At 72.0% G+C, this 19,284-nt stretch carries 17 protein-coding genes; 13 read left to right on the top strand and 4 right to left on the bottom strand.

Going from position 1 to position 19,284, the window contains the following annotated elements; genetic code table 11:
• The first annotated feature begins 79 nt into the window (after positions 1–79).
• Entirely contained in the window at positions 80–1,318 is a 1,239-nt protein-coding gene (locus AC3D3D_RS05835; RefSeq protein WP_463661096.1) for a multidrug effflux MFS transporter, read from the top strand.
• Between the two features lie 31 nt (positions 1,319–1,349).
• Here the strand turns inward: AC3D3D_RS05835 and AC3D3D_RS05830 are convergent, their stop codons facing one another.
• Positions 1,350–1,988, bottom strand: a complete 639-nt coding sequence (locus tag AC3D3D_RS05830; protein WP_463661097.1) for an HAD-IA family hydrolase — start codon at positions 1,986–1,988, stop codon at positions 1,350–1,352.
• A gap of 175 nt (positions 1,989–2,163) precedes the next feature.
• Between AC3D3D_RS05830 and AC3D3D_RS05825 the strand changes: the two genes are divergently transcribed.
• Positions 2,164–2,628, top strand: a complete 465-nt coding sequence (locus AC3D3D_RS05825; protein WP_463661098.1) for an SRPBCC family protein — start codon at positions 2,164–2,166, stop codon at positions 2,626–2,628.
• Positions 2,629–2,710: 82 nt separating this feature from the next.
• Here AC3D3D_RS05825 and AC3D3D_RS05820 read toward each other — a convergent pair whose 3' ends face one another.
• Complete coding sequence (locus AC3D3D_RS05820) at positions 2,711–3,244, bottom strand: CarD family transcriptional regulator (protein WP_463661099.1); 534 nt, start codon at positions 3,242–3,244, stop codon at positions 2,711–2,713.
• 234 nt (positions 3,245–3,478) lie between these two features.
• Here AC3D3D_RS05820 and AC3D3D_RS05815 point away from each other — a divergent pair, with 234 nt between their 5' ends.
• Both AC3D3D_RS05815 and AC3D3D_RS05810 read left to right on the top strand, forming a co-directional pair.
• Complete coding sequence (locus tag AC3D3D_RS05815) at positions 3,479–3,925, top strand: hypothetical protein (RefSeq protein WP_463661100.1); 447 nt, start codon at positions 3,479–3,481, stop codon at positions 3,923–3,925.
• 174 nt (positions 3,926–4,099) lie between these two features.
• The gene (locus AC3D3D_RS05810) at positions 4,100–4,747 is read left to right on the top strand and encodes a TetR/AcrR family transcriptional regulator (RefSeq protein ID WP_463661101.1); all 648 of its coding nucleotides are present in this window, start codon (positions 4,100–4,102) and stop codon (positions 4,745–4,747) included.
• A gap of 12 nt (positions 4,748–4,759) precedes the next feature.
• Here AC3D3D_RS05810 and zupT read toward each other — a convergent pair whose 3' ends face one another.
• Positions 4,760–5,560 carry a zinc transporter ZupT gene (gene zupT / locus AC3D3D_RS05805; protein ID WP_463661102.1) on the bottom strand — a complete coding sequence of 267 codons (801 nt, stop codon included), beginning with the start codon at positions 5,558–5,560 and terminating at the stop codon, positions 4,760–4,762.
• Between the two features lie 201 nt (positions 5,561–5,761).
• Between zupT and AC3D3D_RS05800 the strand changes: the two genes are divergently transcribed.
• The 4 genes from AC3D3D_RS05800 (at position 5,762) to AC3D3D_RS05785 (ending at position 11,277) form a co-directional block, all read left to right on the top strand.
• Positions 5,762–6,178, top strand: a complete 417-nt coding sequence (locus AC3D3D_RS05800) for a DUF4870 domain-containing protein (RefSeq protein WP_463661103.1) — start codon at positions 5,762–5,764, stop codon at positions 6,176–6,178.
• Positions 6,179–6,436: 258 nt separating this feature from the next.
• Complete coding sequence (locus AC3D3D_RS05795; protein ID WP_463661104.1) at positions 6,437–8,377, top strand: ABC transporter family substrate-binding protein; 1,941 nt, start codon at positions 6,437–6,439, stop codon at positions 8,375–8,377.
• A gap of 159 nt (positions 8,378–8,536) precedes the next feature.
• A complete protein-coding gene (locus AC3D3D_RS05790) occupies positions 8,537–10,069 on the top strand; it encodes an ABC transporter permease (RefSeq protein ID WP_463661105.1) in 1,533 nt (510 codons plus the stop codon).
• On the top strand, positions 10,069–11,277 hold the full coding sequence (locus AC3D3D_RS05785) for an ABC transporter permease (protein ID WP_463661106.1): 1,209 nt from the start codon (positions 10,069–10,071) through the stop codon (positions 11,275–11,277). Before AC3D3D_RS05790 ends, AC3D3D_RS05785 begins: the two co-directional genes overlap by 1 nt.
• Before the next feature lie 17 nt (positions 11,278–11,294).
• Here AC3D3D_RS05785 and AC3D3D_RS05780 read toward each other — a convergent pair whose 3' ends face one another.
• A complete protein-coding gene (locus tag AC3D3D_RS05780) occupies positions 11,295–11,909 on the bottom strand; it encodes a PH domain-containing protein (protein ID WP_463661107.1) in 615 nt (204 codons plus the stop codon).
• A gap of 68 nt (positions 11,910–11,977) precedes the next feature.
• On the opposite strand from AC3D3D_RS05780, the gene AC3D3D_RS05775 reads away from it, so the two are divergent.
• From AC3D3D_RS05775 to AC3D3D_RS05755, 5 genes are all read left to right on the top strand, one after another.
• A complete protein-coding gene (locus AC3D3D_RS05775) occupies positions 11,978–14,047 on the top strand; it encodes an ABC transporter ATP-binding protein (RefSeq protein ID WP_463661108.1) in 2,070 nt (689 codons plus the stop codon).
• A 224-nt stretch (positions 14,048–14,271) separates the two neighbouring features.
• Positions 14,272–16,185: a translational GTPase TypA gene (gene typA, locus AC3D3D_RS05770; protein WP_463661109.1), complete on the top strand. Its 1,914-nt coding sequence runs from the start codon at positions 14,272–14,274 to the stop codon at positions 16,183–16,185.
• Positions 16,185–16,793, top strand: coding sequence for a hypothetical protein (locus AC3D3D_RS05765; protein ID WP_463661110.1), 609 nt, complete (start codon positions 16,185–16,187; stop codon positions 16,791–16,793). The genes typA and AC3D3D_RS05765 overlap by 1 nt, the downstream gene beginning before the upstream one ends.
• Positions 16,790–17,344, top strand: a complete 555-nt coding sequence (locus tag AC3D3D_RS05760) for a flavin reductase (RefSeq protein ID WP_463661111.1) — start codon at positions 16,790–16,792, stop codon at positions 17,342–17,344. The genes AC3D3D_RS05765 and AC3D3D_RS05760 overlap by 4 nt, the downstream gene beginning before the upstream one ends.
• Before the next feature lie 136 nt (positions 17,345–17,480).
• A complete protein-coding gene (locus AC3D3D_RS05755; protein ID WP_463661112.1) occupies positions 17,481–19,208 on the top strand; it encodes a VanW family protein in 1,728 nt (575 codons plus the stop codon).
• The last annotated feature ends 76 nt before the right edge of the window (positions 19,209–19,284 follow it).

The raw sequence follows: 19,284 nt of genomic DNA, 5'->3' as shown, positions 1-19,284 counted from the left end.
TTTCTGCTCACTCGCCAGGAGGGGGGGCGAGCGGGGCGGTGGGACACTGGTCCGTGCCTCACTCGTAGCAAGGAACCGCGTGCCCGACACCCCTGCGCGCGACGCCCACGGCGCCGCCGGACCCAGCACCCTCCTGGTCGTCACCCTCGCCCTGCTCACGGCGGTCTCGCCGCTGGCGACCGACATGTACCTGCCGGCCTTCCCCGTGATGCAGCAGGACCTGGGCACCTCCGCGGCAGGCGTCCAGCTCACCCTCACCACCTTCATGGTGGGCCTCGCGATCGGCCAGCTCGTCATCGGGCCGCTGTCCGACGCCCTCGGTCGTCGTGGCCCGCTCCTGGTCGGCACCCTCGTGTGCCTGGCCTCGAGCATCGCGTGCGCGCTCGCGCCGGACGTGACGGTGCTCGTCGTCATGCGTTTCGTCCAGGGATTCAGCGGCGCGGCCGGCGTCGTGCTCTCACGGGCGGTGATCACCGACCTCACCCGCGGGCCGCGCACGGCCCAGCTCATGAGCCTGATGATGGTCCTCGGCGGACTCATGCCCGCGATCGCGCCGACGGTGGGCGGCGCGATCCTCACGGTCGGCGACTGGCGGACGATCTTCTGGCTGGTCTGCGCGCTCGTCGTCGTCATGGTGATTGGCGTCGTCGCCGTCGTGCCCGAGTCCCTGCCCGCGGAGGGCCGCCACGGTGGTGGTCTGCGCATGCTGGTCTCGGCGGCCGGCGAGGTGCTGCGCAACCGCACGTACCTGCTGGCCACGGGAGTGTTCGTGGCCGGCTTCGCGGCGTTCTTCGCCTACATCTCCGCCTCGCCGTTCGTGCTGCAGAACATCCTGGGCCTGGGCGAACTGGAGTTCGCCGTCGTCTTCGGCGTCAACTCGGTGGGCATCATGATCTCCGGCTCGATCGCGATCCGGCTCGCCGACCGGCTGCCGATCATGCGCGTCCTCGGCGTCGGGCTCGCGCTGCTCTCGGCGGGCGCGCTCACCCTCCTCGTCCTCGCGCTGCGTGGACCGACCCTCGTCCCCACGCTCGTGGCGATGTTCGTCGTCGCGTTCTCCGTGGGGCTGTTCATGGGCAACTCGTCCGCGCTGGCGATGCAGGCGCTGGACAGGTCGGCCGGGACGGGCTCGGCGATCATGGGCGCCGGCCAGTTCCTCCTCGCCGGTCTCGTGTCACCGGTCGTGGGGGTGGGCGGGGAGCACGACGCCGTCCCGATGGGGATCGTCCTCGTCGTCGGCGCCGCGCTCGCGGTGGCCGCGTACCTCGGGCTGCGACGACGTCTCGCTCGCGCCGGGTCGGTGGCGCCCGGCGGGTGAGTGCTGCCGCCGCCGTCGGGAGCGGGGGCGCCTACGCGTCGTCGGTGGAGGCGAGGAGGGGCGGGATCTCCTGCAGGGAGCCGATGCGCCAGCGCGCCGCCCCGGTGGGGATCTCCAGCCCGGGGGTGACCAGCAGGGCACTGTCGATGCCGGCCCCCGCGGCGGCCTCGGCGTCGATCGGTCGGTCCCCGACGGCGAGGCAATCCGCGGCGTCGAGCCCGTGGCGCTCGAGCAGGTCGACGTACATCGTGGGGTCCGGCTTGCGGGGGTGCCCGTCGGGGGCACAGACCATGTCGTCGACCGTGAGCCCCAGCCCGTCCAGCAGCGTCGTCGCGCTGGCGCGGTCGCGGTGGGTGACCACGAGGTTGAGCCCGCCGCGCTCGCGGGCGGCGGCCATCGCCTCCTGCGCACCGGCCATGAGCGGTGGCGGGCTCGTGGCCCAGCGTGCCTTGAGCGCGTCGTGCGCGGCCTCCAGCTCGGCGGGCTCGACGCCGAAGCGTGCGGCGAGCGTGGCGATCGCCCGTCCGGTCGAGAGCCGGGTGAGCGCGGCGACCTCGCGTTCCTCGATCACGCCGCCGCGTGCGAGGACCACCGCGCGCAGGGCGGCGTCGAGCGCGGGGTAGGTGTCGACCAGGGTGCCGCCCATGTCCCAGACGAGGTGGCGTCGCATGCGACCAGTGTGCCGTGCCGGATCCATGCTCGGTCCACGCGCGAGCCGGTCCACACCCGACCGGTCCGCGTCCGCCCTGCCCGCGCCCTCGCGGCCGGTCCGCCCGCACCCCCGCCCAGGCACCCCCGGGCGACCAGGGGTGTGATCGGCGGCACCCGGGTGGTTGGATGACCGCATGAGCACCGACCCCATGCCCGCCGCGGAGTCCCGCATCGTCAGCGCGAGCGCGGAGATCGCGGCGCCCGCGTCCGAGATCTTCGCGCTCATCGCCGTGCCCGCCAACCAGCCGCGCTGGGACGGCAACGACAATCTCGTCCGCTCGACCTCGTCGACGCCGATCTCCGCCGTCGGGGAGGTCTTCGAGATGCTCAACACCAGCGGAAAGACCCGCGCCAACACCGTCAGCGAGTTCGAGCAGGACCGCCTCGTGGCCTGGATGCCGGGCGCCGTGGGGGAGGACCCGGCCGGGCACGTGTGGCGCTGGGAGCTCGAGCCGCTGGGGGAGGGCCGCACCCGGGTCACCCACACCTACGACTGGACCGCGCTGCACGACGAGCGCCGCCACGCCCGCGCCCGCGCGACGACCAGCGAGAACCTCCTCGCCTCGATCGAGCGGCTCAAGGCCCTCGCCGAGAGCTGATCCGGCACGGCCGCGACCCACGACGACGACGGCGCCCGGTCCCGCGAGGGGACCGGGCGCCGTCGGACGTGCGGGAGGCGGCTCAGCTGGCGGAGGCGAGCCGCGCGGCGTCGTCGGGGATCTCCGGCAGGGCGCGCTCGAGGATCGCGCGGTCGACGGCCTCGTCGGCCGCCTCCTCGTCGACCTGCAGCCCGATGGCGAGCTCGGCGACCAGGGGCGTGCGGGCGTCGCGCATGAGCGTGCGCTCGCCGAAGGAGATGCCCGGCTCGTCCTCACGACGGCGGAGGTCGCGCACGACGGCGGCGACCTGGATCGCCTCGCCGGTGGCGACCCGGTCCTGGGCGGCCTTGATCCGGCGCGACCACACCTTCTCGAAGGGGGCTGAGTCGGCGGCCAGGACCTCGAAGACGGCGCGGACGCGGTCGGCATCCATCACGTCACGCACGCCGACCTCCTCGAGCCGGTCGACCGGGATGGCCACCGAGAGGTCCTGCCCCTGCACCTCGAGCCGCGCGTACTGCACCTTCCGGCCCTTGACCGGGCGGGTGAAGACCGAGGCGACGGTGCTCGGTCCGTGGTGCGGGTGGACGACGGTCTGGCCTGGGACGACGGGCATGGCTCTCCTCGTGGCGTGACGGTCGATCCGGCCGCCCGCTCGCGCGGCGGTCGTCCAGACGACGGCGGAGCACTCCCGGCGCGTGAGGACATGAGTCCGAACGGCTCGGCGAACCGTCCGTAACTCACGGACCTGCAGCGCATATTCTCCCACGAACCGCGGAAAAATGCCAGTGTGATGCCGTCCGCTACGCGGTGACGGAGCCGCCTGAGGTCCTCCTGGCAGGCTGGGCGCATGACCGATGCCGAGATGTACATCGTCAACTACGACTGGGCGCAGGCGGGGCCGGAGCCGTGGGACGAGGGGTCGGTGGTGACCCTGCGCGCCGACCTGACCTCACCCACCGACGGCGACGACGTGTGGGCGGCGATCGAGGGGTGGTGGTCCTCGAACCTCGAGCGGCGCAGCGAGGACGCGCCGGTCGCCTACGAGGGCGGCTGCGTCGTCCCGCGGCCCCGGCGGGCGGGGGAGTACGTCGAGGTCCTGCTGCGGGCACGCGGGGAGAGCGCCTTCGACGAGATCGCCCGCTTCGCGGCCTGGGTCCACCGGCTGGCGACCGTGGCCGAGCCCGGGGTGGCGATCCGTTGGACCGAGCTCGCCCACGTCAACGCCGACGGCGAGGAGGAGGCGCTCGCCGCGCTGCACGCGCCCGCCCCGCACGACGAGCTGCCGGCCGGCTGACCGGCCCGACCATGGATACTCATGCAGGAGTGACCGTCTCGCACCGGACCGGTCCCGGGCGAATGTCGATCTCGGCACAACCGCCGTCGCTCAAGGGCGGGACGGTGCCGATCCGGTGCGGCACGCCGCGCGGGAAGTACACCCGTGGTGCCGCATTAACTTACAGTGTGTGGCATGCCTAGACAGCGCACGTACGACGACTCGCTGAGGGACCGCCTGATCGACGAGGCGGCCCAGGTCATCGCCGACCACGGTGTCCAGTCGCTGTCGGTGCGCGACGTGGCGATGCGGGCCGGGACCACCACGAACGCGATCTACACCTTCTTCGGCAGCCGGGGCTCGCTGGTCGCCGAGGTCGTGGCCAAGGCCGACCAGTCCTTCGTCGAGACGCACCGTGAGGCCGCCGGCGATGGCAAGGATCTGCTCGACCTCTACCGGATCGGCAAGGCGTACGTCACCTGGGCGCAGGAGTTCCCCACGATGTACGTCATCCTCACCGACCAACGGCGCACCCGCAGCGTGCCGCCGCCGTGGGCGCCGCACATCGAGCACGGCGCCTCCGAGGACGGCGCGCCGATCGTCCGCACCGTCGGCCGACTCATGGACGAGGGCGTCCTCGCCGAGGGCGACCCGGTCCTGGTCAGCACCTACCTGTGGGCCGGCGTGCACGGCTACATCGAGATCCTGCGGATGCTCGACGGGCAGGAGCCGCAGGGCTACGACCTGCTCGAGTACCTGCACGCGCTCATCGTCCCGTGGGTCGCGCGCGACGCCGACGGCCGCCCGGTCATCGACGTCGACACCGCCTTCCTCGACAGCTGAACCCCGCCCCTCTCAGACCACGACGAGCAGGCTGACGGCCATCACGGCCATGCCCGCCAGCAGGCCGTAGACCGACCAGTGGTGGTGCCCGTAGGCCTCGGCCGTGGGGAGCAGCTCGTCCAGCGAGATGAACACCATCACCCCGGCGACGGCGGCCAGCGCCACGCCCATCACCACCGGGGTGATAAACGGGGCGAGCACGAGGTAGCCGATGACGGCGCCGGCGGGCTCGGCCAGTCCCGCGAGCAGCGCCCAGCGCAGGGCCGTGCCGCGTGAGCCCGTCGCCCGCAGGATCGGCACCGTCACAGCGATGCCCTCGGGCACGTTGTGGATGGCGATCGCCACGGCGATGGGGATGCCGATCTCGGGCTGCTCGAGCGCGGTGATGAAGGTGGCGAAGCCCTCGGGGAAGTTGTGCAGGCCGATCGCCACCGCCGTGAAGGTGCCCATGCGCAACAGCGCCTGGGCCTCGCGCTCGGCGACCGAGGGCTCCGCGGGCGGCACCTCGTGGGGGTTCGCGGCCCCCGGGACGAAGCGGTCGATGAGGGCGATGAGGGCGATGCCCCCGAAGAAGGCGGCCGCCGTCGTCCACGCGGCGGGTCGCTCGCCGAGCTGCTCGCCTATCTGCCGCATCGCCTCGGGGAAGATCTCGACGAAGGACACGTAGATCATCACCCCGGCGGAGAACCCCAGCGCGCCGGAGAGGAAGCGGTCGGACACCGCCCTGCGGGAGAGCACGAGCAGCGCGCCGACAGCGGTGGCCAGACCGGCGCCGAGGGTGAGCAGGAAGGCGAGCACGACGCCGTCGGGCACCTCCGCCTCCGTCCGCTCGCCTCGGTGACCTGCGCTGCCAGGTCGCCGGGCCAGCGTAGGCGGTGGCCGACGGTGGTTCGTGCCACCGGGACGGAGGCGGCGTCCCGGGCGCCGATCCGCCGTCGCGACCCCCGTCCGACGTCGCTACGCTCGGGTAGCGCCCGATCGACCAGCAGACGACCAGACGACCAGGAGACCTCGATGTCCTACGACAACCCCTACGCCACGCAGGGCCCGGGTCGTGACGAGAGCTCGGGCGGTCCGTCCTCCGACGAGCGGACGCTGGCGATCCTCGCGCACCTGTCCGCGCTGGCCGGGATCCTGCTCTCCGTCGGCTGGCTGACCTTCCTCGGCCCGCTCGTGGTGTGGCTCGCGTTCCGGGAGCGCGGGCCGCTGGTGCGCGGCGCCTCGGCGGGCGCCTTCAACTTCGCCATCGGCATCACGATCCTCGGCATCGTCGCCTGGATCTGCTTCTTCACCATCATCCTCATCCCGGTGGCGATCGTGCTGTGGGTCGTGGCCTTCGTCGCCCAGCTGTGGTGCTCGATCCGCGGCGCGATCGTCGCCTCGCGCGGCGAGTACTTCCACTACCCCTTCCAGGTCCGCCTCCTGTCCTGAGCCGCGGCGCGTGGCCCTTGCCGGGCGCGCCCCGATCCGGCCCGTCCGTGTCGGGCATGTGTCGGCCCGCGTTCGCGCACGTCACGGCAGTCACGATGAGGTAACGAATGCGCTCCGGTCCTTCGCGAGGTTGACGCGCCACGTGCGAGACGTGGTTACAGTTCGCCTCAACCGCGCCGGACAACGACCCGTCCGCGCGGACAGACGGCTGGCCCCTTCCACCCCCGTGGACGCGGTCACCACCCTGAGGAGGAACTTGTGAAGAACCGGCGCATCACCGGGCTCGTCGCGGTCACCGCGGCGACGGCCCTGGTACTCGCGGCCTGCGGAGGGTCCGACAGCGACGACGGCGGCGACGACGGCGACACCACGTCGACCGACGGGGCCGGCGGGGGCGAGGACGACCCCGACAACCCGGACGACCCGGACGCGGGCGGCGGCGACGCCGAGGGTCTCGACGACTCGACCCAGCTCAGCGTGGGCTGGAACCAGGCGTACTACGAGTACAACACCAACACGGTCACCGGCAACGCCACGGCGAACGCCAACATCGAGTACCTGATGAACGACCGCTTCGCGTTCTTCAACGCGGACCTCGAGTTCGAGCGCAACGAGGACTTCGGCACCATGGAGGTCGTCTCCGAGGACCCCTTCGTCGTCGAGTACACCATCGCCGACGGCGTCACCTGGTCCGACGGTGTCCCGGTCAGCGCGGCCGACGTGCTGCTCCAGTGGGCCGCCACCTCCGGCCACGTCAACACCGTCGAGGAGGAGACCGACGAGGAGGGTGAGGTCACCAACGAGGAGGAGCTCGAGGAGGGCGTCTTCTTCAACGGCACCTCGCCGACGGTCGCCTACTTCCAGCCCACCCCGGAGATCTCCGAGGACGGCACCACCCTGACCGCCACGCTCAGCGAGCCGTTCGCCGACTGGGAGTTCCAGCTTGCCTCGGGCTTCGTCCCGGCGCACGTCGTGGCCATGCACGCCCTGGACATCGACGACCCGCAGGAGGCCGTCGACACCCTGGTGGAGGCCATCCAGAACAACGACCCCGCGGTGCTCGCCCCGGTCTCGACCTTCTGGAACGAGGGCTTCCAGTTCGACGGTGCGCTGCCGGAGGACGAGTCGCTCTACCTCTCCAACGGCCCCTACGTCCTGTCCGAGCTCAGCGGCGAGGAGTACGTCACCCTCACCGCGAACCCGGAGTACTCCGGCGCGCACCCCGCGCCCTACGAGACGCTGACGGTGCGCTTCAACGGCGACCCGAACGCCCTCGTGGACGCCATGGAGAACCAGGAGATCTCCGTGGTCTCCCCGCAGCCGACCTCCGACCTGCTCACGCGCGTCGAGGGCCTGGGCGAGCCGTACACCTTCACCCAGGAGGACACGGCCACGTTCGAGCACATCGACATGGCCCAGAACAACGACGGCCCGTTCGACCCGGCCACGTACGGGGGCGACGCGGAGACCGCGCGCGACGTCCGTGAGGCGTTCATGCGGGTGATCCCCCGTCAGGACATCCTCGACCAGCTTGTCGCCCCGCTCAACCCCGAGGCCGAGATCCGCAACAGCTACACGATCGTCCCCGGCGCGCCGACCTACGACCAGGTCGTCGAGGCCAGCGGGATGAGCGACTTCGACGAGCCGGACGTCGAGGCCGCCGAGCAGCTCCTCAACGACGCGGGCGTCGAGACGCCCGTCGAGGTCCGCTTCATGTACGACACGGCGAACACCCGCCGGTCGAACACCTTCCAGCTGCTGGCCTCCGCCTTCGAGGAGTCGGGCCTGTTCACGCTCGTCGACGCCGGCTCGACGGACTGGGGCTCGCTCCTGTCCGACACGACCGTCTACGACGCGGCGCTGTTCGGCTGGCAGTCCACCTCCACCGGTGCGACGAACTCGCAGGCGAGCTACTACACCGGCGGGATCAACAACTTCTACGGCTACTCGAACGAGGAGGTCGACGCGCTCTGGGACCAGATCGCGCTGACCCCGGACGAGGAGGAGCAGGCCGCGCTCGTCGGTGAGATGGAGGCGCTGCTCCTCGAGGACGCCTTCGGTCTGGTGCTCTACCAGCACCCGGGTCTGACGGCGTGGAACAGCGAGACCGTCGCGGACGTGCAGGCGATCACCATGTCGCCCACGATCTTCTGGAACTTCTGGGAGTGGACGCCGGGCGGCGCCGCCGAGGCGAGCTGACCCTCGGTTCTCAGGAACCCCTGCTGGGTCGGAGGCGCCGGGACCGCTGGTCCCGGCGCCTCCGGCGCGCTCAGGCCCGCCACCCCCGAACCTCGCAGGTCACCGCTAGTTCATGTGTAGGCTCCCCGCCTACGCGTCCCACCGACGAGAGCTCTTTCGATGATCCGATTCCTGGTACGGCGACTGCTCACCGGCCTCGCCGTCCTGCTCGTGTCGAGCTTCCTCATGTTCGCCATGCTCATGGTGGCGCTCAACCCGCTCCGGGACCTCGAAGAGTCGACCGCCCCGAACAAGGAACAGCTGATCGCCGACCGCATCGAGATGCTCGGCCTGGACCGGCCGTGGATCGAGCGCTACTGGGACTGGCTGACCAACCTGCTGGGCGGCGACCTCGGCATCGCCTGGCGCAGCGGCCGCGAGGTCGAGTCCGTGCTCGGCGAGGCGCTGGTCAACACCCTCCAGCTGGTCTCGGCCGCCACGTTCCTGGCGATCTTCCTCGGTGTCGCCGTCGGCATCGTCTCGGCGCTGCGGCAGTACTCCACCTTCGACTACGCCATCACCTTCGCCTCGTTCGTGCTCTTCTCGCTGCCGTCCTTCTGGGTGGCCGTGCTCCTCAAGCAGGGCGGCGCGATCTGGTTCAACTCGTTCCTCGGCGACCCGCGGCTGTCCTACACCACGATCATCGTCGTCGGGCTCGTCATGGGGTTCCTCTGGTCGCTCGCGGTGGGGGGCTCCTGGCAGCGCCGCCTGGCCGTCGGCGCCGCCGGCGCAGCCGCCACCGTGGCGATGTTCGCCTACCTCCAGGAGAGCGGCTGGTGGACCGAGCCGCACCTGTCCGGGGGGCTGCTCCTCGTGCTCTCCCTGGCCGTGGGCATCGGCATCACCCTGCTGACCACGGGGCTGTCCAACCGCCGTGCGCTCATCACCAGCGTGGCGGTCGTCGCGCTCTTCATGATCCTGTACCGCTGGATCAGCTACGGGCTGTTCGTCGACCTCACCGACTCCATGACCTGGGGGATCATCGGCCTGTTCGTGCTCGGCGCGGTCGCGGTCGGTGCGGCGGTCGGGTTCGCCATGCGCGGCCCCGACTGGGGGCAGTCGATGCGCGTCGGCGGGATGACGGCCGGGATCATGATGATCTTCATCGTCGTCGACCGGTGCATGCGCGCCTGGCCGGCCTACTTCGGGGCCAACGCCATCAACGGTCGGCCGATCGCCACCATCGGGTCCACCACGCCGAACCTGGGCGGGAACTTCTGGATCCAGGCGATCGACACGTACACCCACCTCATCCTGCCGACGATCGTGCTCACGCTCATCTCGTTCGCCACCTACACGCGCTACTCGCGCGGGTCGATGCTCGAGGTGCTCGGGCAGGACTACATGCGCACGGCGCGCGCCAAGGGCCTCAACGAGCGCACCGTCATCGTCCGGCACGGCTTCCGCAACACGCTCATCCCGCTGGCGACCATCGCCCCGGTCGACATCATCACGCTCATCGGTGGCGCCATCATCACCGAGCAGATCTTCGGCCGACCGGGGATGGGCAAGCTGTTCCTCGACTCGCTCAACGAGGCCGAGCTGGACCCGCTCATGGCCTACATCATCGTCACCGCGGCCATGGCGGTCATCGCCAACGTGGTCGCCGACATCCTCTACGCCGTCCTCGACCCCCGGATCAGGCTCAGCTGATGACTACTCCCAACCCGCTCGAGACGCCCGCCGACGAGTCGCGGTCGAGCCGTTCCGAGAACGAGCTCGAGCTGCGCGAGGTCGCCGGCCTCACCCAGGGCCAGATCGTCCGCAAGCGCTTCTTCCGGCACGTGGGGGCCATGGTCTCCCTCGTCTACCTCGGCCTCATCGCCATCCTCGCCTTCACCTCGGTGGGCTTCGCCGGCATCCCCGGGTGGTGGAAGTGGACGCCCGGGGCCCGCGACCCCGAGGGCAACGCCAATCCGCTCGGCGCGCCCACCCTCGAGGTGCTGCCCGAGGGGGGCGGTCTCGTCAGCTTCGGCCGGCACCCGTTCGGGCAGAACGAGATCGCGCAGGACATGTTCGCGCAGGTCATGGCCGGGGTCCAGACGACGCTGGTCGTCATGGTCATCATCGGCGTCATCGCCTCGGCCATCGGGGTCCTCGTCGGCGCGCTGTCCGGCTTCTTCCGCGGCTGGCTCGACGGCGCGCTCATGCGCTTCACGGACCTGGTCATCACCGTCCCGGTCGTCGTCCTCGGCGCCCTCATGGGTGCCATCCTCGCCAACCCGCACACGATGGACCGGGTCTACTCGGTCCCGCTGCTGGGCACCGTGCTGGGCTGGATGTCCTTCCCGGTGATGTTCAGCATCCTGCTCAGCCTCGTGCTGTGGACTGGCATGGCCCGCCTCGTGCGCGGTGACTTCCTCGCCCTGCGCGAGCGGGAGTTCGTCGACGCCGCCCGCGTGGCCGGGGCCTCGAACTCGCGGATCATCTTCAAGCACATCCTGCCCAACGCGGTCGGCGTGGTCATCGTCAACGCCACGCTCCTCATGGCCTCGGCGGTGCTGCTGGAGACCTCCCTGGCCTACCTCGGCTTCGGCATCCTGCCCCCGGCCGACTACTCGCTGGGCTGGATCATCTCCGAGTACCAGGGCGCCTTCGCCACCCGCCCGTGGGCGTTCTGGTGGCCGGGCTTCTTCATCATCTCGATCGCCCTGTCGATCAACTTCATCGGCGACGGCCTGCGCGACGCCTTCGACCCGCGCCAGCGCCGCACGCCGTCCGCCGGTGCCCTCCGGCGGGCGCAGCGGCGCTCGAAGGAGCGTGCCGCGGCCCGCGAGCAGGAGCCCGCGGCGGCCACCGCCAGGCAGGGTGACGGCGCTCAGGGCGACGGCGCGCAGGGCGGCGCGGTGGAGGAGCGATGACCCTCGCCGTGTCCCGTTCAGCCCAGCAGCAGGCCCAGCGCGAGCAGCGCGGCGGCCGTGGCGAGGCTGCCCACGTGCCAGGCACGCGCGACCGGCGGCACGGGCGCGTCCGCGGGCAGGTGACCGGCCTCGCGCAGCGCGTCGAGCCGGTCCTGCGCGGCGGCCAGGGCGGTCTCGGCGGCGCCGTGCACCTGCTCGACCGGGACCTCCCCGTGACCATCCAGCGCGTCGTGGCCCGGTATGACGTCGGCGCCGGGAGCGGCGTCGGGACGAAGCCGCAGGCCACGCAGCGCTCGGCCCGAGGACGAGCGGACGGGCAGCGCCCAGGAGCCGTGGCGCCCCTCGGCGCTGAGCACGGTGAAGGACCAGCGGGACTCGAAGCCGCGCACCGCCGGCCAGGGCACGTGGACGTCGTGCAGGGGCTCGCGCAGGGTGACGCCACCGTCGGAGACCTCGACGGCGGGACGCCACCACAGCGCGTGGGCCACGAGCGCGATGAGCGCGGGCCAGGCCAGCAGGGCCGGCCCCATGCCCTCGACGAGCACCAGGACGGCCACGACGCCGCAGACGACCCAGCCCGCCACCGCGATCGGTCGGGAGCCGCGGGTACGCAGGACGAGGGTGGGACGCACCACCCGATCCTCGCATCCCGATCCCGCACGAGGATCCGGACGGCCAGCACGAGCGTGAGGACGCACCAGTGACCGAGACCATCGAGACGACCCCCGCCTCGAGCCAGTTCGCCGGCAAGGAGCCGATCCTGCGGGTCCGCGACCTGTCGGTGGAGTTCCTCGTCGACAACGAGTGGTTCACCGCGGCCGAGGACCTCACCTACGACGTGCACCCCGGTGAGGTGCTCGCGATCGTCGGCGAGTCCGGCTCGGGCAAGACCCAGTCCTCGATGTCGCTCGTCGGCCTGCTGCCCTCCAACGGGCGCACCACCGGCTCGGCGAAGCTCGGCGACGTCGAGCTCGTGGGCCTGCGCGGACAGAAGCTGCGCAACGTGCGCGGCAACGAGATCGCGGTGATCTTCCAGGAGCCGATGACGGCGCTCAACCCCGTCTACACGGTCGGCTTCCAGATCGTCGAGACCCTGCGCACGCACCAGCACCTGCTGCCGGCGGCGGCCAAGGCGCGGGCCATCGAGCTGCTGACGATGGTGGAGATCCCTGACCCGGTGCGCCGGTTCGGCTCCTACCCGCACCAGCTCTCCGGCGGGCAGCGCCAGCGCGCGATGATCGCCCAGGCCCTGGCGTGCAGCCCGCGCCTGCTCATCGCCGACGAGCCGACCACCGCCCTCGACGTCACCGTCCAGGCCGAGATCCTCAAGCTCATGCGGGACCTGCGCGAGCGGATCGACTCCGGCATCGTGCTCATCACCCACGACATGGGCGTGGTGGCCGACATGGCCGACACGATCATCGTGATGAAGGACGGCATCATCGTCGAGCGCGGCACAGCCGACGACATCTTCCGCCGCCCCCAGCACCCCTACACCCGCCAGCTGCTGGACTCCGTCCCGCACCTGGGCTCGCACACGTCGGCGCCGTCGAGCTTCGCGGGCGACGACGAGGACCTCGTCGCCCTCGGCTCGGACACCGCCGACGCGCGCGTGGCCGGGGAGGTCGGCGACCCCGCCCGCGAGGACGCCCCGACCGTCGAGCACGAGGACCCGGCGAGCGGGCAGGGCCCGGCGACCGCCCGCGCCCGGGTCCGCGACCGGGACGGTGCGCCGGCCCCCGGCACGGCGTCCGCGCCGCACGGGGACGGCACCCCGGTGATGGCCGCCACCGACGTCGTCCTGGAGTACCCCAAGCGCGGGCGGCAGCCGGCGTTCGTGGCCGCCAAGGACATCAACCTGCAGATCGCCCCGGGCGAGGTCGTGGGTCTGGTGGGCGAGTCGGGCTCGGGCAAGACCACCATCGGCCGGGCCATCGTCGGGCTGCTGCCGGTGAAGTCGGGCTCGCTGACCGTCGACGGCATCGAGATGAAGGGCGCCCGGCGCAAGGACCTCAAGCCGCTGCGCAGCAGGGTCGGCATGGTCTTCCAGGACCCCGGGTCCTCGCTCAACCCGCGGCTGCCCATCGGTGAGTCGATCGGGGAGCCGCTGCTGCTGCACACCGAGCTCACCCGGGCCCAGCGGCAGGCGAAGGTCGAGGACCTCCTGGACAAGGTCGAGCTGCCGCGCGCCATGCGCAACCGCTACCCGCACGAGCTCTCCGGCGGTCAGCGCCAGCGCGTGGGCATCGCGCGGGCGCTCGCCCTCGAGCCCGCCATCCTCGTGGCGGACGAGCCCACCTCCGCCCTCGACGTGTCGGTGCAGGCCCGGGTGCTCGAGCTGTTCGCCCAGCTCCAGGCCGACACCGGGTTCGCCTGCCTGTTCATCTCCCACGACCTCGCCGTCGTCGAGATGCTCTCCTCGCGCATCGCGGTCATGCACAAGGGCAACCTCGTGGAGATCGGGCACACGGGGCAGGTCGTCAACGACCCCCAGCACCCCTACACGCAGCGGCTCATCGCCGCCGTCCCGGTGCCCGACCCGGACGAGCAGGCGCGCCGTCGCACCACCCGCGACGCGATCCTCGAGGCCTACTCCCACGGGGACGACGGCGAGGCCGCGCAGGGACCGGCCGACGAGCACGGGCTGGTCGACGCCGAGGCGGCGGAGGTCGCCCACCGCAGCGAGCTCGAGCGGGACCGCGCGCTGGACCGGCACCGGACCGAGGGGCACGACGCCCAGGACCCCGGTACCTCCGAGCGCAAGCACTGAGCCGGCCTGCGGGGCGGGGCCCGCACGTCGGGCGGATCACCAGGGCGGGGCAGGTGCCCCGCACGTCGGGCGGATCACCGGGACGGCCCGCGACGGCGGGGGCGGGCCGCGCGTAAGATCGCCACCCGGGGCGCCGCCGTGCACGGGCGGGCGCCCGTGCCGATCGGTGCGCGCGTCGCGCGCGGACGCCGGAGGTAGCCACCGGAACCGAAGGATGCCCATTGATGTCCCAGCGCCAGGACCTGCGCAACGTCGCGATCGTCGCCCACGTCGACCACGGCAAGACCACCCTCGTCGACGCCATGCTCTGGCAGTCCGGGGCGTTCGGCGAGCACGACCACGTCGACGAACGGGCGATGGACTCCGGTGACCTCGAGCGCGAGAAGGGCATCACGATCCTCGCGAAGAACACCACGGTGCGCTACGCCGGGCCGGCGGCCGCCGCGGCCGGTCAGCCCGAGGGCATCACCATCAACGTCATCGACACCCCCGGGCACGCGGACTTCGGCGGCGAGGTCGAGCGCGGGCTGTCGATGGTCGACGGCGTCGTCCTCCTCGTGGACTCCTCCGAGGGGCCGCTGCCGCAGACCCGGTTCGTGCTGCGCAAGGCGCTGGCCGCCAAGCTGCCCGTCATCCTCGTCGTCAACAAGGTCGACCGCGGCGACGCCCGCATCTCCGAGGTCGTCGAGGAGGCCACCGACCTCCTGCTCGGACTCGCCTCGGACCTGGCCGACGAGGTGCCGGACCTCGACCTCGACGCCGTCCTCGACGTGCCGGTGGTCTACGCCTCCGCGCGTGCCCGGCGCGCCTCGAAGAACCAGCCCGAGGATGGCGGCATGCCCGACTCCGAGGACCTCGAGCCCCTGTTCGAGACCATCCTCGAGACGATCCCCGCACCCTCCTACGACGAGGGCGCCCCGCTGCAGGCGCACGTGACCAACCTCGACGCCTCGCCCTTCCTCGGTCGGCTCGCGCTGCTGCGCATCCACAACGGGTCGATCCGCAAGGGGCAGACCGTGGGCTGGGCCCGCCAGGACGGCACCGTGTCGAACGTGCGCATCTCCGAGCTGCTGCGCACCGAGGCGCTGACCCGGGTGCCCACCGAGTCCGCCTCCGCGGGGGAGATCGTCGCCGTCGCGGGCTTCCCCGACATCACCATCGGCGAGTCCCTCGTCGACGCCGACGACCCGCGGCCGCTGCCGCTCATCACCGTCGACGACCCGGCGATCTCGATGACCATCGGGATCAACACCTCCCCGCTGGCGGGCCGCGTCAAGGGGCACAAGCTCACCGCCCGCCTGGTCAAGGACCGCCTCGACCGCGAGCTCATCGGCAACGTGTCCCTGCGGGTGCTGCCCACCGAGCGCCCCGACGCCTGGGAGGTCCAGGGCCGCGGCGAGCTGGCGCTGGCCATCCTCGTCGAGCAGATGCGCCGCGAGGGCTTCGAGCTGACCGTCGGCAAGCCCCAGGTCGTCACCAAGGACGTCGACGGCAAGCGGCACGAGCCGATGGAGCGGATGACGATCGACGTCCCCGAGGAGTACCTCGGCTCGGTCACCCAGCTGCTCGCGGCGCGCAAGGGCCGCATGGACGCGATGACCAACCACGGCACCGGCTGGGTACGCATGGAGTTCCTCGTCCCCGCCCGCGGGCTCATCGGCTTCCGCACCCGCTTCATGACCGAGACCCGCGGCACCGGTATCGCCTTCTCGATCGCCGAGGGCTACGAGCCGTGGCACGGGCACATCGAGCACCGCTCGACCGGGTCGCTGGTGGCGGACCGGGCCGGCGCCGTGACACCGTTCGCGATGATCAACCTCCAGGAGCGCGGCTCGTTCTTCGTCGAGCCCACCGCCGAGGTCTACGAGGGCCAGATCGTCGGGGAGAACGCGCGCAACGAGGACATGGACGTCAACATCACCAAGGAGAAGAAGCTGACGAACATGCGCTCGGCCACGGCCGACAGCTTCGAGTCCCTCGTGCCGCCGAGGAGTCTCACCCTCGAGGAGTCCCTCGAGTTCGCCGCCGACGACGAGTGCGTCGAGGTCACCCCCGAGATCGTGCGCATCCGCAAGGTCATCCTCGACGCCACCGAGCGGGCGCGCGCCAGCGCCCGGGCCAAGCGGCAGGGGGCCTGATGTCGTCGCCCGCGGGGACGGAGCCGGCGCAGCGGCGCGGGCTCGGCGAGCGGCTGCTCGAGGTCGTCGTCGCGGTGCTGCTCACGGCCCTGGTGGCCCTCGCGGGCACGGTCACCCACCGGATGGAGGTCGACGCCTTCCCACTGGGGATCGTGCTCGGCATCCTGCTGGCCCTCACCGGCGCGATCCTCGTGCGCTCGGTCAGCGGCACCTCCGCGCTGCTCGTCTATGGCGGGCTGGGGATCGGCATCGTCCTGCTGATGACGTACTGGGGACCCGGCGGCGACGTGCTCGTCACCTCCACGCCCCGGGCCATGCTGTGGATCCTCACGATGCCGCTGGTCGCGGCGATCGGCTGGGCCGCCCCGCGCGGCTGGTTCGGTCAGGACCCGGTCCGGCTCGGGCGTCGGCGCGCCGGCCGCGGCGACGAGACGGAGGTGGACGCCGGCGGGGCGGAGGACGTCGGGCTGCAGCGGACCACCGACGGGGCGCGACCGGCCGACGTCGGGCTGCAGCGGAGCATCGACGGGGCGCGACCGACCGACGTCGGGTCGGACCCGGCCGCCGGCGGCCTGACCGGTTCGGACGGGACGCCGCCGCGACCATGACGCACGTCCCCCGCCCCGACCAGCACGAGGACCCCGACGAGCTGCTGGTGACCGACTTCCGCACGGCGTTCGGCCGGCGGCCGGGCGGCGTCGTCGTCCTGGGGGTCCTGGCCGGCCGCCACCCCCTGCTGGTCCCGCTGACCGACGTCGCCTCCGCCTCGCTGCGACCGCCGATGGTGACGATCTCGGTCTTCACCGACTCCCGCGCCGCCGAGGCGCTCGCGGAGCCCGTACCCGGTGCGGAGGCGCGGTGGGGGCTCTCGGTGCTCGACGGCTCGGCGGCCGCGGCGGCCGCGCTGGCCCGGGTCCGCGAGCCCGGCCGGCCCCTGGTCGGTCAGGACGTCGGCATCGACCTCACGCCCGACGAGGGTACGGCCGTGCTCCTCGAGGCCGCTGCGGCCCATCTGGTCTGCCGCACCGCCTGGGCCAGGGAGGCGGGGGACCACCTCGTCGTCGCCGGCCACGTCCTGCGCGCACGCGCCACCGGCCATGACGGCGCGCAGGTGCACGCCCTGGGCCGGGTGCGTCCCTGGCGCCCCGGCGGCCGCTGAGGTCCACCCCGCCGCGCGGACCGGGGGCCGACGTCCCCATCTCGGCCGCCGCGCGCCGTCGTCCCGATCTGGTGTTATTCCCTACGATGGAGCGCACCGCCCGGACGACGCCGGCCACCCATGGAACGAGGAACGCATGACCCGCCACGCGCGCGACGCAGGGCTCGACGGAACCAGGACGAGCCACCGCGGGCGCAACTGGCTGATCGGCGTGCTCGTGACCCTGGTGGTCCTGGCCGGCGCGTACTTCGGCCTGGCCTGGTTCATGGGGGACAAGGTCCCCACGGGCACCGTCGTCGCCGGCGTCCAGATCGGCGGGCTCAGCGCCGAGGACGCCGTCGAGGAGCTGCGCACCGAGCTCGCCGACGAGGTCGAGGCGCCCATCGAGCTGACCCTGGGCGAGAGCGCCACGACGATCAGCTCCGCCGAGGCCGGTCTCACGTTCGACGCCCAGAGCACCGTCGACAACCTCACCGGCTTCGCCGTCGACCCCCGCGTCCTGCTCGGCCACTTCACCGGCCTGGGCGCCTACGACCCGGTCCGCACCGTCGACGAGGCGGCCCTGCGCTCGGCGATCGAGGCCGTCGACGAGGAGCTCGGCACCGAGGCCGTGGACGGCGCGATCGAGTTCTCCGGCTCCACCCCGCGCGTGACCGAACCCGTCGAGGGCACCGAGGTCGACGTCGACGCCACCGCCGACATCGTCGAGGACCGCTGGCTGGTCTCGACCGCACCCATCGAGGCCGTCGCGACCGAGACCTCCCCCGAGATCGACGACGAGGCGATCGCCACCGCGCAGAGCGAGATCGTCGCGCCCCTGACCTCCGGCCCGGTCACCGTGCAGGTGGGGGAGGAGGAGGTCGACCTGGAGGTCGAGCAGCTCACCGCGGCGGCCACCATCGAACCCGTCGACGGCGCCCTGGAGCTGAGCATGGACGGCGAGGCGCTCGCCGACCAGGTGCTCGACGCCGGTGCCACCGTCGGCTCCGAGCCCGTCGACGCCCGGATCACCCTGCGCGACGGCGCCCCCTACATCGTGGGCAGCGAGAACGGCGCGGTCATCGACCCCGAGGCGCTCGCCGGCGGTGTCGCGGACGCGGCGACCTCCACCGAGGACCGCGTGGCGGTCGCCGAGGTCGTCGAGGAGGAGCCCGAGTTCACCACCGAGGACGCCCAGGAGCTCGGCGTCGAGGAGGTCGTGTCCGAGATCAGCACCCCGCTGACGAGCGACGACGTCCGCACGCAGAATCTCGTCAACGGCACCGCCCTGGTCACCGACACGCTCGTCCTGCCCGGTGAGCAGTTCAACCTCGCCGAGGAGCTGGGGCCGATCACCGAGGAGAACGGCTTCGTCAGCTCCGGCGTCGTCCAGGACGGCTTCAACGCCACCGCGCTCGGCGGGGGCGTGTCCCAGCTGTCGACGAACATGTTCAACGTGGGCTGGCTCGCGGGCCTGGACGACATCGAGCACCGGCCGCACAGCAAGTACTTCGACCGGTACCCGATGGGCCAGGAGGCCACCCTCTGGGTGGACGAGGACAACCCCGAGAACTCGATCAACATGATCTGGGAGAACAACACGCCCTACGGCGTGCTCGTCGAGGCCTGGGTCGAGGACGGCGAGGTGCACACCCGGCTGTGGTCCACCGAGTACTGGGACGTGACCACCGAGATCAACGGCCCCTACAACATCACCGCGCCCCAGGACGTCGTCAACCCCTCGCCGACCTGCGTGCCCGAGTACGGCGGCGTCAACGGGTTCTCGGTGACCGTCTCGCGCGAGCGCAGCCACGGCGACGAGGTCCTGCCCCGCGAGGAGTACGAGTGGACCTACTCCCCGCACAACCGCGTGGCCTGCGGCTGACTACGCGGAAGCCGGCGGCGGCACGAGGGGGCCGACCGGCTGACGTCACCGTCTCCGCCGAGCCCCGGCACCACCC

Source organism: Georgenia sp. X1117 (genome assembly GCF_057784635.1).
This window is presented reverse-complemented; position numbering and strand designations above follow the sequence as displayed.

Bases quoted from the DNA above. Each gene is read 5' to 3' on its own strand.
- AC3D3D_RS05830 (WP_463661097.1), bottom strand. From the start codon at position 1,988: ATGCGACGCCACCTCGTCTGGGACATGGGCGGCACCCTGGTCGACACC.
- AC3D3D_RS05785 (WP_463661106.1), top strand. From the start codon at position 10,069: ATGACTACTCCCAACCCGCTCGAGACGCCCGCCGACGAGTCGCGGTCG.
- AC3D3D_RS05820 (WP_463661099.1), bottom strand. From the start codon at position 3,244: ATGCCCGTCGTCCCAGGCCAGACCGTCGTCCACCCGCACCACGGACCG.
- typA (WP_463661109.1), top strand. From the start codon at position 14,272: ATGTCCCAGCGCCAGGACCTGCGCAACGTCGCGATCGTCGCCCACGTC.
- AC3D3D_RS05765 (WP_463661110.1), top strand. From the start codon at position 16,185: ATGTCGTCGCCCGCGGGGACGGAGCCGGCGCAGCGGCGCGGGCTCGGC.
- AC3D3D_RS05810 (WP_463661101.1), top strand. From the start codon at position 4,100: ATGCCTAGACAGCGCACGTACGACGACTCGCTGAGGGACCGCCTGATC.
- AC3D3D_RS05760 (WP_463661111.1), top strand. From the start codon at position 16,790: ATGACGCACGTCCCCCGCCCCGACCAGCACGAGGACCCCGACGAGCTG.
- AC3D3D_RS05815 (WP_463661100.1), top strand. From the start codon at position 3,479: ATGACCGATGCCGAGATGTACATCGTCAACTACGACTGGGCGCAGGCG.
- AC3D3D_RS05800 (WP_463661103.1), top strand. From the start codon at position 5,762: ATGTCCTACGACAACCCCTACGCCACGCAGGGCCCGGGTCGTGACGAG.
- AC3D3D_RS05825 (WP_463661098.1), top strand. From the start codon at position 2,164: ATGAGCACCGACCCCATGCCCGCCGCGGAGTCCCGCATCGTCAGCGCG.
- AC3D3D_RS05790 (WP_463661105.1), top strand. From the start codon at position 8,537: ATGATCCGATTCCTGGTACGGCGACTGCTCACCGGCCTCGCCGTCCTG.
- AC3D3D_RS05755 (WP_463661112.1), top strand. From the start codon at position 17,481: ATGACCCGCCACGCGCGCGACGCAGGGCTCGACGGAACCAGGACGAGC.